The organism is Serratia sp. M24T3 (assembly GCF_000257645.1).
In the GTDB taxonomy this organism is placed as follows: domain Bacteria; phylum Pseudomonadota; class Gammaproteobacteria; order Enterobacterales; family Enterobacteriaceae; genus Rouxiella.
The window spans coordinates 92221-109805 of the sequence record NZ_AJHJ01000009.1; the positions used below are offsets into that span (position 1 = coordinate 92221).

The following is a 17585-nucleotide window of genomic DNA, read 5'->3' on the forward strand; positions in this document are numbered from 1 at the left end:
AATGAGCAATATTTTAAGCTGACTAATTTGCAACTAAATATGGCTTTCAGGCTTCAGCGTAGGTAATCAGCCTTCAGCAGCAATATCTGCCGCCGAATTTTCCACCGCTGGAAGCTCGGCGGCAAATCCGCGCAGCCCCACTACGTGTACGTGTTCAGTATTCTGGAACACCTTACGTACCAGCTTGTAGGTGGTGCCTTTCTCGGGACTGATATTTTCCGGCGCTGCAATAATTAACTGCATCTGCAATCTGTCGCACAGCTCGAACAGCGTAGCGATGGATTTGGCATCCAGACGCGCGGCTTCGTCGAGGAACAGCAGGCGACAAGGGGAAATATCCTTGCCGCGCAGACGGCTGGACTCGTCTTCCCAGCTCTGTACTACCATCACCAGAATAGACATACCGGTACCGATCGCCTCGCCGGTGGACAGCGCGCCACTCTCTGCGCGCAGCCAGCCGTCGGAGCCACGGTTAACTTCCACTTCCATCTCGAGATAGTTGCGGTAGTCCAGCAACTCTTCGCCGATGGTCTGCGGCGTGCGTTGGCCCATATCAATCTGCGGATTGAGGCGCTGATAGAGTTTCGCCAACGCTTCTGAGAAGGTCAGGCGATTGCTGGTGAACAAGTCCTGATGCTGCTCTTGCTGTTCTGACAATACGTCCAGCAGCCCGGCATGCGCCTCGCGAACGTTTACATTCAAACGAACACTTTTCACCTGTCCAAAGGCCACAGCCTGTAATCCCTGATTCAGCTGGCGAATACGGTTCTGCTCGCGCTGGATGGTTTTACGGATAATATTGGCCACGCTTTTCGAGCTGATTGCCAGCTGCTGTTCGCGTGCAGTCAGCTCCTCGGTCAGACGGCCCAGCTCGATTTCCATCTGTTCGATGGCCTCTACCGGATCGTCGGTACGAATAATATCCTGACGAATACGTTCGCGCAGATGCTGATAAACCGCAATGTAGAACTGAATTTTACGCTCAGGACGTTTCGGATCTTCCGACAGGCGCAGCACATCGCGAAGATGTTCGTTGTCTGAAACGGCCAGACGCAGCGCGCCCAGTGATTTATCCGACATAGAACGCAGCTCGTCGCCGTCCATATAGGCCAGCTCGCGGCGATGAAGGCGACGTTCGACGCCGTTGTCTTTCACCAAACGCATCACCGCACACCAGCCAGCCTTCGCTGTGACTACGTGCTCACGGCTCTGGTGATAATCGCGCTCAAGCTTGCGCAATTTCTTCTGCAAATTGTCCATCTCGGCTTCACAGAAGGTAATCTGTTTTTCCAGCTGGTTGCAGCGCGCGCGGTTGGTGCTCAGCATCTGATGCAGTTCGTCACGACGAGCGCGGGAACGGGCCTCAGCGTTTGGATCGGCTGGAACACCAATGTCCTGCAGCTCTTGCCCAAGCTCTTTGAGCATGTCGCGCTTGGCTTCGAACGAGCTTTTCAACGAGGCCAGAAGCTGGCTGTATTGAGTCAGCTGAGTTTGATGCTGACGCACCTGTTCACGGGCACGGCTGCGTTCCGCTTCGGCACTTTCTAAACGGTTACGCAGCTTGTCGTTGAGATCCGAGTTTTCGGTCAACATGCCGGCAGAGTCGGTATAGCTGAAGTGCGCGCGACGCTGGACCACCTCCGTCAAGGAAAACGCCTGCTGCTTGGCCAGACGCTGAGCGTGCTGCGCCTGTGCGTAATCTTCCTTTAACTGCTCGTGTTGCTCCGGGTCGCTTTGCAGCACGGAAACCAGCGGCTCCAGCTTGCCTAACGAAACACCGTGCTGCTGAATAAAGCGCGCAGAGTCCTGGGCTTCGTCCAGCTCGTCGCGAAGCTCTTCCACGCGATCAATGAGTGTTTCATCACACAGCAGGCCAACGCGCGGTTGCAGCTTGTTCAGTAAAGCCGCAGCTTCTTTCGACTGTTCATACTGCTGACGTTGCTGCTGATTCTGACCTTCGTGGGCACTCAAAGCGCGTTCAAGCTCGCCGCGACGGCCACTCAATGAGCGGATGTCTGCTTCAGGATCGGAATCAAAAGCTACCGCAAGATGGCTGCCGATAAAGCGACTGAATGCCTGATGCAAACGCTGAATTTTTTGTACGTCGAATGACAGGTTGGCATAACGTTCTGACAGCATTTCACGTTCTTTATTTAACACTTCCAGGCGATTTTCACGCGCGGCACGGCCAAACAGCGGCACCTCCGGGAAGTGGGAATAACGCCATTGACGATCGCCGGTTTTCACCAGCACCGCTTTTTGCATCTCTTCGACCGCAAATACGCTGTCATCAAATGACTGCGGATCGCCCTCAACCAGGTAAAGGTCTTCCGGGCAGTCGTCGAGGCCGTCTAGCTGATCGCGGATGCGCGACAGGTCAGGAACCACGATCGCATGACGCGACGGGCCATACAGCGCGGAGAAGTAAGGCGCATCGTCAATGGTTACGTCGTCATAAATTTCGGACAGCAGCACACCGCCAAAACGCTCGGCCAGTGCAATCATGCGCGGATCCTCAGCGCCGCTCGGCTGGCTCAGGCGAGTGATCTGCCCTTCAATCTTGCGTTTGCGGGCAGCGACCTGGTCGCGTTCAACCGTGGTATCGCGCTCGATTTCCAGCAGCTGCTGCATGAACTCGGTCACCTGCTGGCTACTTTCCAGCGGCTCTTTGCTCTGTTCGCTTAGTTGGCTCAGGGCATCCTGCGCAGCCAGCCACACTGGGGCGCGGGTAGTCAGCTCGCGAATACGTGCCTGAATCTGTTCCAGCTCCTGGCGCATTTCCATGCGACGTTCGCCGGCTTGCGAAACGGTCACCGACAACTCTTCGATCTGCACGTCGAGTTCGCGCTGAAGTTCATCGAGATCTTCCGGCTGCACGTCCTGCCCAGTACGTTTGCAGAATTCTTGCAGCTGGCGCTCGGCGTCTTGCTGCTCGCGCAAACGCCCTTCCAGCTCGGACAAACGCACGCGCAGCGGCTCAACGCGTTCAGACTGATGCTGCTGAGAAGACCAGTCGCGCAGCAGTTCGCGGGCAGTCTGCCAGGCTTCACTGCGGCTAACTTCACCTGCGATTTTCACCACCAGCTGATAAGCGTTTTCAAACTGGCTGTGTGCGGCCTGCGCCACACTCATTTTCTGCTCGAGCTGCAACAGGATATCAGTCGCTTCCTGTTCACGTCCGTGGAAGGTTTCAAGCCAGTCTTCGCTATTGGCGATACTTAAATCTGGCAGCTGACACAGCTCGCGGGCACGCTCGATAGCCTGCAACGCTTGCTGATACTGAATAGCACGGGTCTGTTGAACGTCGAGTGCCTGCTGGTAGTCGGCCAACTGACTTTTAAGCTCATCCACTTCAAGCTCGGCGGCTTCGGCACGGGCTTCGTGCTCGGCGTGCAGCTCGCTGGATTCGGCGACCACTTCGTTCTGTTCTTCCAGGCGATAGGTCAATTCTTCTAGATCAGACTGATAACGTTCGATTTTTTCCTGCTGGCGCATCGCGGTCTGCACCAGATTCAGGTGATCGCTGGCGGCCTGATAATCAGTTTCAAGATCGCTCTGCGATCCACTTTGCTCTGCAAGCTCACGCGCCATTTCGACGTGGCGATATTGTTCACCGGCCAGCTGTTTACGGCTGCTCAGGAGTTCATTACGCAGTACCAACGCACCGTCGAGATGAATACGACGCTCATTGGCGTGGCGCATGTAGTCGGCGGCTACGTATGAAGTTGCTTCTGAAATCAGATGCTTGAACAGGTCACGATCAGACTGCGTAACGCGTATTGCTTCCAGCGTCATGCGGTTTTCACGCAGTGCGGCTTCCATATCCTGGAACGCCTTTCGCACGCCGCTGTTTTCCGGTAACAAATAGTCACGCAGCGATCGGGTAATAGCGCTGGAGATACCGCCGTACAGCGAGGCCTCAATCAGGCGATAAAATTTGCTGCGATCGGCAGCCGAGCGCAGGCGACGTGGGATCACACCCAAGTCAAACATCAGCGAGTGATAGTCGGTAATGGAGTTAAACTGCTTGAACTGCACTCCTTCCATCTCTTCAACGCGCTCTTTCAACTCTTGCAGAGACAGCACGCGCGCCTGGCGCTCGCCCACGGTTTCGGTAAGAATTTCCGTTGGTTGAACCGCGGTTGGCAACCCCTGAATGGTGAAAGGTTTGATATCAACCTTGCGATCGCGTCCGGCAATTTGCTGCAGGCGCACGCCAACAATCACGCGCTGGTGGCGCGAGTTAACCACGTCGAGGGTCGAATAACACACCCCGGCGCGCAGCTTGCCGTGCAGACCTCTGTCGCGGGAACCTGAGGTTGCCCCTGCTTCGGTGGTGTTACGAAAGTGCAGCAGGGTTAAATCGGGGATAAGCGCCGTGACAAACGCGGCCATGGTGGTTGACTTACCGGCTCCGTTACCACCGGACAGCGTGGTCACCAGCGCATCGAGGTCAAAGGTGCGGGCAAAAAAACCGTTCCAGTTAACCAGCGTCAGCGAGCGAAATTTACCGCGTTCAATCATTCGTGTTCATCCTCTGCACCTTCTGGCCCATTGTCTGCCTGCGCTTCGCTTTCGTCATTTTCATCATTGAGCAACAGGCTGTTTTCAATTGGCATCGCTTCGCCGTCACGGATCATTCGCAGCTGCGCTTCGCGGGCATCATCACCGCTGCGCACATCTGCTCCAAAGCGAAACACGGCTTCGGTGATTCTGAATTTGGTGCTGTCGGCACCCATGAAATAAACCATGCCAAGTCGGCGTAAACGGTTGAGTGAAGTTCTGACTTTTTCCTGAAGTTTTTGTCTATCGAGATCCGAACCCGTAGAACGCTGGTTGACATACTTCAGCAGTTTGCTTTCATCAGCCAGACTCAGCAATTCATCAAATAACTCTTGCTGAGTAAAAATGCCTTCATGCGCCAGACGCTCCGGGCTAAGGTACAGATAACAAAGAATTTTACCTACCATCATGTCCAGCTCAGACAATACTGAACGTGGAATAAGCGTGGTTGAACGCGGGCGCAGATAGAAGAAGCCTTCCGGCGCGCGGATCAGCTCAACGCTGTAACGGCTGTAAAATTGTTCGATTTCGTCCTGATAATCCATCAGGAAAGCGTGGTTATCCAATTCATCAATTCCGATATGACGGCCAGAACGAAGCTGACTGTCGAGAGCCGGGAACAGAGAATTAGCCAACGCCTGCGCCAGCTTGGCTGGCATTATTTGTTCAATATTTGTCGATGACATGGGCCTGCACCTTGGCTCCGTAATCATTGATTGCCTGCCACTGTGCTGGCAACCCTGAAAAATCTGCTTCAGCCACACCAAGGCGTACTGCCTGGTCGACCATAATTCGCGCCACGTCAAAATGGCGCACGCGTGGATACTGTTCGAGATAGTCGCGCATCACCAGTCCCAGATTCAGCGGCACTTTATCTTGCTGATAAATCAGCAAGGCTTTTTCAATCAGCGCCGCAAGCTGTTCGCGGATTTCACTAAACTCTTCAAACTCGAGATCCGCCGGCAGTTCGCCGGTCACTTCGTCACTCCGCAGTGCCAGCTCTTCGTCGCGCATGTCTAGCAGACGATCGGCATTGGCAAAGGTGAGTGTCCACGGATTATCAAAATAGTTTTGCACCGAGAGGCGAAGGCGCTGGGCGAACACGCGATTTTTGTCCATGTCGATGGCAGTACGAATAAACTTGTGTACGTGGCGGTCGTAGCCAATCCAGAGATCGATTGCCTGTTGACCCCAGCTGGTAATTCGGTCCAGCTTGTTTTGCAGGTCATAAACCAGCTTGTCTATAAAGCCAAGATCTTCCGGACCGGTCATGGTCGCGTCCTGAATCCGCAACAGGTGGGCTTGCAGCAGATCGCCCGCAGCTTCCAGCGTATCCTGAAGCTCGCGCAAAGTTCCCGACGTTTCAGACAGCAATAGTTCACAGCTGGAAATCGCCGCACGCCAGTCTTTGCTGAGCAGCGCCGCGATGTCGTCTTTCACACCTTGCTGCTGCTCGTCCATGATGCGTTGGGTCATGTCGATGCTGTCAAAAATTTCAGCCACGGAGTATTTCAGAGGGGCAAACACATTGCGATGCCAGTGGAACTCATCGCCACCTTCATCGGCCGCATCCGCTGCGCGTTTTAGTTCCTGAGCAACAATCGATAACTGCATTGACAGTCGCAGCGTGGAAAACTCACGCTGACGAATATAGTAATCGGTAATGCCAATCCCAAGCGGTGTTAAACGATAAATCGCGTTGCCGTCAGCCAGTTCACTGACAAAACGGTTGATCAATCGTTGACGCACCATGTCATTGATGGCGTTGTTGGCACGTACGGCAATCGTCTCGTTGGTTTGCTCAAACCCTTTGCTGACGTGGCGAAAAGCATCTATCAGTTCGCCCTCGCTCATTTCTCCATCAAGACGCTCGCCGTTTAACGTGGCAATCGCCAGAAGAAAGGCGAGTCGCTCCGTCGGCAATGAAATTGAGAAATCATTTTTACGTGCCCAGGCGACCAGTTCAGGGACAGTCTGGGAAAATTCACTCATAATTCGTCCTTCCGATCGGGTTTGTGCGCCATCACGTGAATATAACGCCCCAAACTAACAAAAGGCTCCTGTCGGCAATAACGCTGTTCCAGCGCCAGAAGCTCGTCAAAATCCTGCTTATGCTGTTGCCTGTTTCGCAGATAATCGTGAAACACTCTTACACCGGTTTTGCCGGTAATCTGCAATCCCATCTCTTCTAGCCACTGGTAAACCTGATTGGGTTCCAGCGGGTAATCGGGGAGCAACGAGCTTTTTTTTATTTTGGGTAACCCTGCTTCGACATGGCCAAAATTCCCCAACACCATGTGGCGCATCAGTAAACCATTGACGTTATAAAACATCAAAGATATAGCGCCGCCGGGCAACAGACAGTCGTTCAAGGCCTGAAGTGCCTGTTGAGGTTCTGCCAGCCATTCGATTACAGCATGAAACAATATCAGATCAACCGGCTGTTCCAAATACTGCGCAACGTCCTGAGCCGGACATTGTACAAATTGCATGTTGTCGCTCACACCTTTTTCGGCGGCCGCGGCCTTCGCCCGCTTGATCATCTCACCTGAAAGATCGCACAACAATACCTGATGTCCTAAAGCGGCCAATTCGCAGGCCATCTGACCTTCGCCGCCGCCGGCATCAAGTATACGCAAAGGGCGTTGGGGAAGCTCGGTTAAAAGCTGTCGCAGGTCTTGTCCGAGGACAGCCTGACGAATCTGCCCTTTCGTCGTCCCATAGATATTGCGCGAAAATTTTTCTGCCATATCATCGAAGTTACGGCCCTGAGGTGACGGTTGTTCTACCTCGATACGTTTTTTCTTGCTCAATTGTTTGCTTTTACCCTGGGTATTACCCTTATTGATTGGCATCGCGCCACTAAGTTGACCGGGTATGGAAGAACCGCTTAATCTGCTATTTTGGCACAGCCTGACCTAGAATAAATCATCCTGACCGAGAATCTCGGCCGGATGGCGTTTTTTCACCCAAAAGGAAGTAAAAACCGATGCTTTTTATCCTGAAAAAGATTGTAGGCAGTCTCCTGATGCCTCTGCCCTTTTTGTTGTCTCTGATGGCGTTGGCACTGTTTTTACTGTGGTTCACCCGCAGACAAAAAACAGGGAAAGTTATTTTTTTATTCAGTTGGCTGTGTCTTGGGCTGCTAAGCCTGCAACCTGTTGCTGATAGCCTGCTACGACAGTTTGAAAATACTTATGATACCTATCACGGTCAGGGTCCAGTCGACTATGTCGTGGTGCTGGGTGGTGGCTATACTTATAACCCCAAATGGGCGCCGAGTTCGAATCTGATTGATAACCAGCTACCGCGTCTCACTGAGGGTGTCAGGATTTATCTGATGAATCCAGGTTCCAAGATGATTTTCACCGGCGCAGCAGCGTTTACCAATCCGAAAAGTAACGCTGAAGTGGGCGCATTGACAGCAGAAAGCCTGGGCGTTCCGGCCAAAGATATTATTATTCTCGACCAGCCTCTTGATACTCGTGCCGAAGCAAAAGAGGTGGCAAAACGCATTGGACATCAGCCTTTCGTTTTAGTGACATCAGCGAATCATTTGCCGCGCGCAATGGAGTTTTTCCACCAACAGGGACTTTCACCAATTCCGGGTCCGGCCAATCAAATGGCTATCGACTCGCCGATGGAACCTTGGGAGAGAGTCATCCCTCAGCCACTGTATTTAGTGCATAGCGAACGTTTCTGGTACGAGTTTGTCGGGAGAGTCTGGCAATTCATCACCGACAAAGTGTCAGGAAGCGACCCTCAGCCCACCAGCACGGGAAATTAACAACGGGGATTTATTTCGGCAGAATATTGTACCGTTCAGGGAAGAACGGTACATAAAGCAGTTCAGAAAAGATTATTTATTGGTAAAAAAATCGCGCACGCGCTGCAAATCTTCTGGAGTATCAACGCCTACAGAAGGTATAGCCTTCGCTACGGCAACGTGGATCTTCTCGCCATACCACAGCACGCGCAACTGCTCCAATAGCTCAATCTTCTCAAGCTGGCTCGGCTCCCATGCCACGTAACGGCGAATAAAACCGGCGCGATAGGCGTAAATTCCGATATGGCGCAGGAAGGCATCACCGATGATTTCTTTTGAAACGGCAAAACGTTCGCGATCCCAAGGAATGGCTGCACGAGAAAAATACAGCGCAAAGCCCTGAGCATCCATTACCACCTTGACTGCATTAGGGTTAAACGCTTCTTCCGCGTCGGTAATCGGTACCGCCAAAGTCGCCATGCCTGCAGCGCACCGGGCGAGGTTGTCAGCGACCTGACGCACGATGACCGGCGGTATTAATGGCTCATCGCCCTGCACATTAACGATAATTTCATCGTCGGCAAAACCACACAGCTCGATAACCTCTGCCAGCCGCTCGGTACCTGACTGGTGATCGGGACGGGTCATGCAAACTTCGCCACCCGCCAACTCAACCGCGATTTTAACGTCAGGATGGTCGGTCGCCACAATCACGCGTTTGGCTCCCGATTCTCGAGCGCGCTCCATCACGTGCACTATCATTGGCTTGCCATTAATGTCGGCCAGCGGTTTACCCGGCAGGCGGCTCGACGCATAGCGAGCTGGAATAATGGCAACAAAACTCATGGATGGATCTCGTCGGCAGACAATGAACGGGCTTCAACTTCGAGCAGCACCGGAATACCATCACGAACCGGGTAAGCCAAACCATCGGCTTTACAGACAAGTTCCTGGGATTCTTTGTTAAAGTACAATTTTCCGTTGCAGACTGGGCAAGCAACAATTTCAAGTAAACGATGGTCCATAATTCCTCCGTGAGGCGTAAAAGAGCACTCACTCTGTATCGAAAAGCCGACAGCAGGTAAGCCATTATGGTGACAGAGAATAGCACAGCGACTACCTGCCGTTAACTATCCTGACGGAAGAAGTTTTTGAGTGAATATTGCGAAAACTCAAGAGCGGGCGTATGATTTTTTTGTGAGCAACATCACATAAAACTGCCATTTAAGAGTGAAGAAATGAAACTTTTCCATAAAATCATCGCTATGTTTGCCAACTACAGTAATTAATCTGGTTGAGAGACAGATAAACGGCTGCCGAATGCAGCCGTTTTCAATTCATAGTCCCGTTCAGCAGAATATTATTCCGTCAGACCCCAGCCCTCCCCCCAATTCTCAAGAAGCACCTGTGGAATATTGCCCACGATCACCTGGCTCGCCCCCTGCCAGCAACCAAAACGGCTAATTGCCTGGCGAATATCGCGAGATCGGCGCGATCCGATCTTGACGCCGGGTTCAATATGCAGGCTTTTTATTTCCAGGATGCCCGTTTTACGATGCATCTTGGCATCTGTGCGGCCGATGATTTCTCCACGATTGAGGATTGGTAAGGTGAAATAACCGTATTTTCGCTTGGCCTCGGGGGTATAGCATTCAATCCGGTAATCAAAATTAAACAGCTCCAGCGCTCTTTTTCGATCCCAAACTACGGGATCAAAAGGAGAAAGCAGCGTGGTCAAAGTAGAGGTAATTTTTCGCGTCAGCGCTTCTTCCAGCAATTTATAACTTGATTGGTGAACAAACAACGGTTCGGCAAAGCCTTCGACCTGCACTGGCTTTATCACCCCTTCCTCCTGCAACTTGATGGCCAATTGTTTGCCGTTAACTCGTTTGAGTCGATAATAATCAGCTAACCATTCAATTCTGAAGATACCCAACGCCTCAGCGGATCGACAGAGCATTTCAAACTCGGCGCTCTGCTGGTCCAGTGCCTGTGTGACGTCATCCCATTCCGGCAAAATATTTTTTCGGAGATCGTAAACGCGATGAAAATTACGGCGCTCTGCCACCATCAACTCACCGCTGGTAAACAGTGTTTCCAGATGGCGCTTGTGCGGTTTCCAGTCCCACCATCCGCTGCTTCCACGCTTGTCGGCAGTAAAGTCGGCAGATCTCACCGGGCCTTTTTCAGCAATGAGCTGCAGCAGCGCCTGAATATCGGTTTCATGCTCGGCAAACCATGTCGGATTAAATTTCCAGCCCATATTATGTGGATTCAACATCTTGTGACGCAGCAGGCGATAGTCTTCAATCGGAATAAAACAGGCTTCATGAGCCCAATACTCAAATATTTTGCGGTCGGCGAGAGCAGACTCAAGCCATTCGGAAGGATAGTTACCCAGACGACTAAAAAGAACCAGATACGGGCTGCGCGCAACCACGCTAATGGTATCGATTTGCAGTAACGCCATGCGCTGGATAGAAGTAATTACGTCTTGTGGGGTAGATTGAGTTTTAGGGGGATGTTGCAATTGCTGAGCAGCAAGATGAATCGTGCGAGCGGCAGAAAGAGAAATGCTGTTTGTGGGCATATCGATATCCGTGTTTGCTGGCCGAGCCTGATTTCAATTATTTGGAGAAAGCAGCGCGTTTAACCTGTGTACGGATATCGATATCATATTTTTATCAGAGGGTAAAATTCACCACGCTGATTTGTCATCACGCTAAGGTGGTGATGACTATTGGCTAGCGGAAGAAGTCAGCTTAGAAAGCAATAACGTCTGCGGCCGCTGGGCCATGAGAAGAACTATTATAAATAGTAAATTCTACGCTTTGACCGGCATTAAGAGATTTAGTACGTGTCGCAATAGAATTGCGGCTAACGTAAATTTCGGAAGTGCCATCGAGTGGAGAAATGAAACCGTAGCCTTTAGCCTGATTAAACCATTTCACTAAACCCATTTTTAACATCATATTATTTATTTCCTTTTTTCGGGCATCCATTACAACGCTTTTTTATTATTGTTCGGATGCGCTGGCCCATTCTAAAGTTATTCTTATATAAACCTCTAATGAGCACATTTTAACCCGCCGTCAGGGAGGGTATTCTTAACGATAAATCGACGCATCTCTTTGTGTTCGTTAAATTTGACAACACGTTTCAAACATAGTTCACAAAGCGCAATTCATCAAGTTCTGCCAGTGGCATATTAGCTATGATCCACGGACTTATTGACTATGATCAAGAAAGTTACTTATGGGAGATGTTCAGAAGTTTCGTCTTATTGCGGAATCAGACTTTTAGTGAATCAGTTTGTTAAAGTCAACAAAAGTGAGTCACAAAGGAGATAACGTATTTGGGAGGAACAACTAATTTTTAGGGTTAACACACAAATCAGTGAACAACTGGAGGGATGCTAACGATACTGTCTCATAAATAGCCCTTCAACTTCATAGGCTGTGCCTTATTAACTCATAAAACGTGATGATGGTCAAGTTTTCGTCGGGGGTTATTATCGATAAAGCAAAATTTTAGAAATTATTCCTTAAAGATCAAAGTAATTACTAATTTAATTTCTTTCGCTTTGAAACAATTCCCTCCCGATTAGCTATTTTTAATGACAATCGCACTGATTTTCTCAAGTAAAGCTGTAGCACCTGGCTCGGAAAGATGAGCATCGACAGGAAGATACCACCAGTTTTTCTGAGCAAAACTACGACACTTAACGGCATCTTTTTCTGTCATCAGCAATGTTTGCTGGCCGTTGCTTAATGCCGTGAGTTGGGCAGCCTGATACGCCTGATGATCGGCAAAAGACACCTCTTTATCGATAACCACACCAAGCTGATTCAGAGTGGCAAAAAACCGTGGCGGGTGGCCAATGCCAGCCATGGCAACCACGTTTTGCAATGTGTTTGCAGCGCGCTTTTCGCCAGTCAATAAATTTACAGCCAAACCCGGCTGCAATTGCATCAATGTCTCACTGCCCTGCTCTTGATTGCTGCCGTTCACTATAACCGCATCAACGCTACGTAATCTGGATGCCCGCTCGCGCATTGGGCCAGCAGGGATCCAATGGCCGTTGCCGAAACGACGGGCACCATCAATGACTACAATTTCGAAATCCCGCTGCAAGGCATAATGCTGTAAACCGTCATCGGTAATAATGATATCAATCGGCGTGGCGGCAAGCAGCGCTTTAACAGCATCTGAACGCAATGGCGAGACGGCAACCGGGGCGCCGGTGCGTTGATAAATCAGCACCGGTTCATCCCCCGCCTTTGCGGTAGTAGTAGTGTTATCAAGAACTAAAGGATAGCTGTCAGCCTTACCGCCGTAGCCGCGAGAAACTACGCCTACGCTTAGCCCCTTCTGTTGTAACTGCTCGACCAACCAGATAACTACTGGCGTTTTGCCGTTACCCCCGACAGTAAGGTTACCGACGATGACTACCGGTACCGGTGCTCGCCAGCTTTTCTTCCAGCCCTTTTTATAGCAAAAACGTAGTACCAGCGTGATCAATCCGTACAGCCAGCTCAGCGGAAGCAACAGCCGATACAATGCGGATTGACCTGACCAGATACGCTCAATCATTGGCCAAATTGCATCCGATGAAGCTGGGCATAGACTCCGCGCTCGGCGAGGAGGTCTGCATGGGCACCGCGTTCAACAACTTTGCCATCTTCGACAACGAGGATTTGATCGGCCTTCTCGATGGTTGAGAGGCGGTGAGCAATCACTAATGAAGTACGGTTTTTTTGCAGTTCATCCAATGCAGACTGAATTGCGCGTTCAGACTCGGTATCCAGCGCCGAAGTCGCCTCATCGAGAATCAGTACCGGCGAGTCACGTAACAGTGCACGCGCAATCGCAATACGCTGGCGTTGCCCCCCTGACAGCAGCACGCCGTTTTCGCCGATCACCGTATCAATGCCATTTTCCATCTTGCTGATGAAATCCATCGCATGTGCCATGGTCGCTGCTTTAATCACTTCCTCACGGCTGTACTTTTCAGTACGTGCGTAGGCGATATTGTTGGCAATGGTGTCATTAAACAGGTGAACGTTTTGCGAAACCAAGGCGACCTGATCGCGCAGTGATGACAAGGTATATTCACGCAAGTCATGGCCGTCGAGCAAAATCTCACCCTGTTGAATATCATAAAAACGCGTCATCAGATTGGCGATTGTCGATTTACCAGAACCGGAGCGCCCGACAAGCGCCACCGTTTTACCTGCGGGGATTTCAAAAGAAATGTCTCGCAGAGCCGGTTTTTCACTGCTGCCATAGCTGAAGGTGACATTTTTGAAAGCAATGTCGCCCTTGGCACGTTCAACTACACGTTTCCCTTCGTCTTTTTCCTGTTCTAAATCCAGGATATGGAACAACGTCTGGCAAGCAGCCATACCGCGCTGGAACTGAGCGTTGACGTTAGTCAGTGATTTTAACGGACGCATCAGCGCAATCATCGAAGAGAAGACCACAGTAATGGTACCGGCTGTCAGCGTTTCCATAACCGATGGGAAACTGGCAGCATAAAGCACGAAAGCCAGGGCCAATGAAGCAATCAGCTGAATTATCGGGTCAGAAATAGAAGATGCCGACACCAGGCGCATCCCCTGGCGACGCATGTGGTTGCTGACGTTATCAAAACGCTCGGTTTCGATAGCCTGACCGCCGAAGATCAATACTTCTTTATGGCCTTTCAGCATCTGCTCGGCACTGGTGGTTACCTGACCCATAGTGTTCTGCATATTTTTGCTGATATTACGGAAACGCTTGGATACCACGCGGATCACAGTAGAAACGATCGGCGCGATAACAACCAAGATCACCGACAACTGCCAGCTATAGTAGAACATCATAATAAACAGGCCGATAATCGAGGCCCCCTCACGCACCACGGTAACCAGGGCGCTGGAAGAAGACGATGCAACCTGCTCGGAGTCGTAAGTAATGCGCGACAGCAAGGTCCCGGTGGACTGTTGGTCAAAAAACGCCACCGGCATTCTCATCATGTGGCCGAACAGGCGACGACGCATTTGCATCACAACCTTGCCGGAAACCCAGGAAATACAATAACTCGAGATATAACTACTGACGCCACGCACGAGCATCAGTCCAATAATCACCAGCGGCATCCATAGCAACACGGAACGGTCAGTTTTACCAAAACCATCATCCAGGAGCGGCTTAAGCAGCGATAGCATGAGGGTGTCACCGGCAGCGTTGACTACCAGCGCAATTGCGGCGGCAATAAGCCCGGTTCTAAAAGGTGTGATCATCGGCCAAAGGCGACGGAAGGTCTGCCAGGTGGAGAGATCTTTATCATTCATCATGCAATTAACCAGCAGCGAAATAAACAGCGGCCTATTCTACTCATTATCTCCCCTAACACCAAACCACTGATGGTACCAACGCGGCATTAATTGCTCGCGTAGACCTTTCACAACCCAATGATTGTTGAAAAAAAATGCACTTAACTGACCGGAACGCGCAGTGTCGCGCCAGATTACGCCATTTTTCCGATAGCGCTGCTTAATTTTTTCAGCCGGTAAGCGCCATACATTAAAACGGGCAGCTGAGGCTATTGCAACCTCGGCACCTGTAGCGCGCAGGAAAGGTCCAATAGATGAAGTGTTGCTACCGTGATGGGGAACCTGCAATAAATTTACTCGCAAATTTTTTCTATTCTCTCTGACTAGCTGCATCTCGGCTTCTTTCTCGATATCACCGCTGAGCAGCACGCTAAATCTGCCGTCACTGACTTTTATCACGCAGCTGTCGTTATTATTCGCATATTCCTTCAAAGTCAAAGGCCATAGAACTTCAAAACGTAGACTTTGCCAATGCCAGATCTGCCCCTTTATACAAGGCCGGTTACCGATAAAAGATGAACGTACAATGGCAGCGGGAAAAGCGGCCTTGACTAGCTCGGTACCGCCGTGATGATCCATGTGGCTATGGCTGACAATAATTTGATCCAAATCGATATTTCGCCACTGCAGGTAAGGCAGGATCTGCATTTGAGCTTGCGATCCCCCTTCCCAGCGATTGCCAGTGTCATAAAGAACTCCGCGACCGTTCTTTTCGATTAAAATTGCCAGTCCGTGACCAACATCGAGCATATCAAGCCGCCAATTCTCTTTATTCGTCGTTTGCCGCCAGAGCAACATTAGACCGCATAGTGCCATCACGCTCGTATAATGCGTTTTGAACCACCCCATTCGCCAGACGATCACCGCTATCCAGCCACTAAAACTTAGCGCAACCGAAGTTTCACCCAAGGGCAACCAGTAATGTTCAACCCTTTGTAAACCTGCAACGACCCATTTGAGGCTATGGTCGGCCAATAACCAAAGCAGGTCTATCAAGGGCTGAGCTAAATCATAGGGGAAATGGTTCAGGAACAGTGCCAGCAGCACCAGTGGAACAGTGAATAGAGAGACAATGGGTACTGCCCAAAGGTTAGCCACAAAAGATGCGCTGCTTAAACCGTGAAACAGCCCTATTTGCATCGGTAAGAGCAAAAAGGTCATACCCGCCTGAAGATGTCCCCATCGACCCCAGGCCCAATACCAGTGCCGAGAATAGCGGCTGGGTAAAGGTGCCCATTGAAACCAGAAAATCAGCCCGGCTACCGCAAAGCACGATAGCCAGAAACTGTCGGAAAGAATGCCAAGGGGGTCACTTACCATCAACAATGCCACGCCCCAGCTCCAGACTTGCCATGGATCGCTACGCACCTTGCACAAGCGTAATACCAGCCACAGTGTAATTGCGAGCGCTGCGCGCATTGCAGGAGGATTCAGACCCGATAGCCAAGTATAATAGGCCATTGCCAGCCAACTCAGGAGAATCGGAAAACGATAGTCAATGAGCCGCAGTGGCAGAAGAAACTGCAATCCGCGAGCCGATAACCAGCCTATTAGCGCAGCGACTCCAATATGCAGCCCGGAAATCGCCATCAGATGTGCCGTTCCGGTGACCTTGAATAGCTGAAGGGTCTTTTGGTCAATTAAGCCACGCTCGCCAAAGGCCAGCGCCAGTAGTACTGGCATATTCTTCAGGCCAGCAAGTTGCCCGGAAGCGACATTAATTTTCTCCTGACGAATAGAACATTCACCAGACAACAGCCCTGCCGAGCGAATACTTCCACGAAGCGTTTGCCGATTCGCCACAGCCCAGCGCTGAGCATCGAAACTAGCCAGATTAAGCTGGCTGTGTACCGGCCTCAAACTCATCGTCAAAAGCCAGTTCTGCCCGGCGCAGTACCCACCAGGGAAACCATCACTAGAAACTTTGACCGTAAGGGGTGGAAAAACCCGTTGCCCGTTTACTTCTTTTAAAGTTAGAACGACTTTATGTGATTCTTCTTTCTGCAAATATGAACTGCTGACGGTAGCAACAACCTGCTGGCGGTTGCCGACAAGGGCGCTGGTTTGTTGCAAAATCTGCTGGGCATTAAAAGTTGCCCAAAGCAGGCCTAACAGAGCCACGCTCAGCAGCTTGCTAAAATGATAGGGTAAGCTCCCCGCAATACAGGCGATAACAAACAGCGTAATGCCAGAATAAAGTCCGGGTAAAGCGGGTAGCACCGTCAAAGGCAAGATACCAGCGACTAAAGCCAACGCGGCCTGTGTCAGGGTGATAGTGATCATTCCTCTCCTCGAAAGATTTACGAGCGTGCAAGTCCGGCGAGAAAGGATTGTTGTCGAGATAGGAAGTGGGTTCAATCAACAAAATAGAAGGTTGCGAGATGTCACGCAGAACAAAAAGTCGATTATCAAACTTGTTGCAGTTAGAGGGGTTCGGCAAGTCACAGCCCAAAAAAAACGGTGCCCGTTAAGGCACCGTTTTGTTCGCTATAGGCATACGTTCATATTAAGGACGAGTCCTTAGCCATAAATGTTCGCACGGTCGCGCAACTCTTTACCTGGCTTGAAGTGAGGAACGTACTTGCCGTCCAACTCAACTTTGTCGCCCGTTTTAGGGTTGCGTCCCACGCGCGGAGCACGGTAGTGAAGAGAAAAACTGCCAAACCCGCGGATTTCGATGCGTTCTCCATCAGCTAAGGTTGCAGCCATATGTTCAAGCATCTCTTTCACGGCATCCTCAACGGCTTTCGCCGGGACATGAGAGTGCTGGCCAGCAAGTCTTTCAATAAGTTCAGACTTGGTCATATAACCTCCAAGCTTTGCAGCTAAACTACCGTTATAGAAACAGCTCTTAATTTAATAAGAGCTGCGTCCCGTTA

The 17585-nt window shown here is 50.8% G+C and carries 13 protein-coding genes; 1 reads left to right on the forward strand and 12 read right to left on the reverse strand.

The window, feature by feature from the left end; all coding sequences use genetic code 11:
* Window positions 1-66 precede the first annotated feature (66 nt).
* Genes mukB through cmoM form a run of 4 tightly spaced genes read right to left on the reverse strand, consistent with a single transcriptional unit; the run spans window position 67 to window position 7418 of the window.
* Window positions 67-4524 carry a chromosome partition protein MukB gene (gene mukB, locus SPM24T3_RS09985; RefSeq protein WP_009636626.1) on the reverse strand — a complete coding sequence of 1486 codons (4458 nt, stop codon included), beginning with the start codon at window positions 4522-4524 and terminating at the stop codon, window positions 67-69.
* On the reverse strand, window positions 4521-5249 hold the full coding sequence (gene mukE, locus SPM24T3_RS09990; RefSeq protein WP_009636627.1) for a chromosome partition protein MukE: 729 nt from the start codon (window positions 5247-5249) through the stop codon (window positions 4521-4523). The genes mukB and mukE overlap by 4 nt, the downstream gene beginning before the upstream one ends.
* Window positions 5230-6555 (reverse strand): chromosome partition protein MukF, encoded by a 1326-nt coding sequence (gene mukF, locus SPM24T3_RS09995; protein ID WP_009636628.1) that lies wholly within the window; start codon window positions 6553-6555, stop codon window positions 5230-5232. The genes mukE and mukF overlap by 20 nt, the downstream gene beginning before the upstream one ends.
* Window positions 6552-7418, reverse strand: coding sequence for a tRNA uridine 5-oxyacetic acid(34) methyltransferase CmoM (cmoM, locus tag SPM24T3_RS10000; RefSeq protein ID WP_009636629.1), 867 nt, complete (start codon window positions 7416-7418; stop codon window positions 6552-6554). The genes mukF and cmoM overlap by 4 nt, the downstream gene beginning before the upstream one ends.
* 134 nt (window positions 7419-7552) lie before the next feature.
* On the opposite strand from cmoM, the gene elyC reads away from it, so the two are divergent.
* Entirely contained in the window at window positions 7553-8350 is a 798-nt protein-coding gene (gene elyC / locus SPM24T3_RS10005; RefSeq protein ID WP_009636630.1) for an envelope biogenesis factor ElyC, read from the forward strand.
* A 72-nt stretch (window positions 8351-8422) separates the two neighbouring features.
* Here elyC and kdsB read toward each other — a convergent pair whose 3' ends face one another.
* The 8 genes from kdsB to ihfB all read right to left on the reverse strand — a co-directional run bounded on the left by kdsB (window position 8423) and on the right by ihfB (window position 17511).
* Complete coding sequence (gene kdsB / locus SPM24T3_RS10010; protein WP_009636631.1) at window positions 8423-9175, reverse strand: 3-deoxy-manno-octulosonate cytidylyltransferase; 753 nt, start codon at window positions 9173-9175, stop codon at window positions 8423-8425.
* Window positions 9172-9354 carry a Trm112 family protein gene (locus tag SPM24T3_RS10015; protein WP_009636632.1) on the reverse strand — a complete coding sequence of 61 codons (183 nt, stop codon included), beginning with the start codon at window positions 9352-9354 and terminating at the stop codon, window positions 9172-9174. The genes kdsB and SPM24T3_RS10015 overlap by 4 nt, the downstream gene beginning before the upstream one ends.
* A gap of 335 nt (window positions 9355-9689) precedes the next feature.
* On the reverse strand, window positions 9690-10919 hold the full coding sequence (locus tag SPM24T3_RS10020; RefSeq protein WP_009636633.1) for a winged helix-turn-helix domain-containing protein: 1230 nt from the start codon (window positions 10917-10919) through the stop codon (window positions 9690-9692).
* Between the two features lie 172 nt (window positions 10920-11091).
* Entirely contained in the window at window positions 11092-11301 is a 210-nt protein-coding gene (locus SPM24T3_RS10025) for a cold-shock protein (RefSeq protein WP_009636634.1), read from the reverse strand.
* A gap of 631 nt (window positions 11302-11932) precedes the next feature.
* Entirely contained in the window at window positions 11933-12922 is a 990-nt protein-coding gene (gene lpxK, locus SPM24T3_RS10030; protein WP_009636635.1) for a tetraacyldisaccharide 4'-kinase, read from the reverse strand.
* Window positions 12919-14667 (reverse strand): lipid A ABC transporter ATP-binding protein/permease MsbA, encoded by a 1749-nt coding sequence (gene msbA, locus SPM24T3_RS10035; protein WP_009636636.1) that lies wholly within the window; start codon window positions 14665-14667, stop codon window positions 12919-12921. The genes lpxK and msbA overlap by 4 nt, the downstream gene beginning before the upstream one ends.
* A gap of 36 nt (window positions 14668-14703) precedes the next feature.
* Window positions 14704-16989: a ComEC family protein gene (locus tag SPM24T3_RS10040; RefSeq protein ID WP_009636637.1), complete on the reverse strand. Its 2286-nt coding sequence runs from the start codon at window positions 16987-16989 to the stop codon at window positions 14704-14706.
* Between the two features lie 237 nt (window positions 16990-17226).
* Complete coding sequence (gene ihfB / locus SPM24T3_RS10045; protein WP_009636638.1) at window positions 17227-17511, reverse strand: integration host factor subunit beta; 285 nt, start codon at window positions 17509-17511, stop codon at window positions 17227-17229.
* Window positions 17512-17585 lie beyond the last annotated feature (74 nt).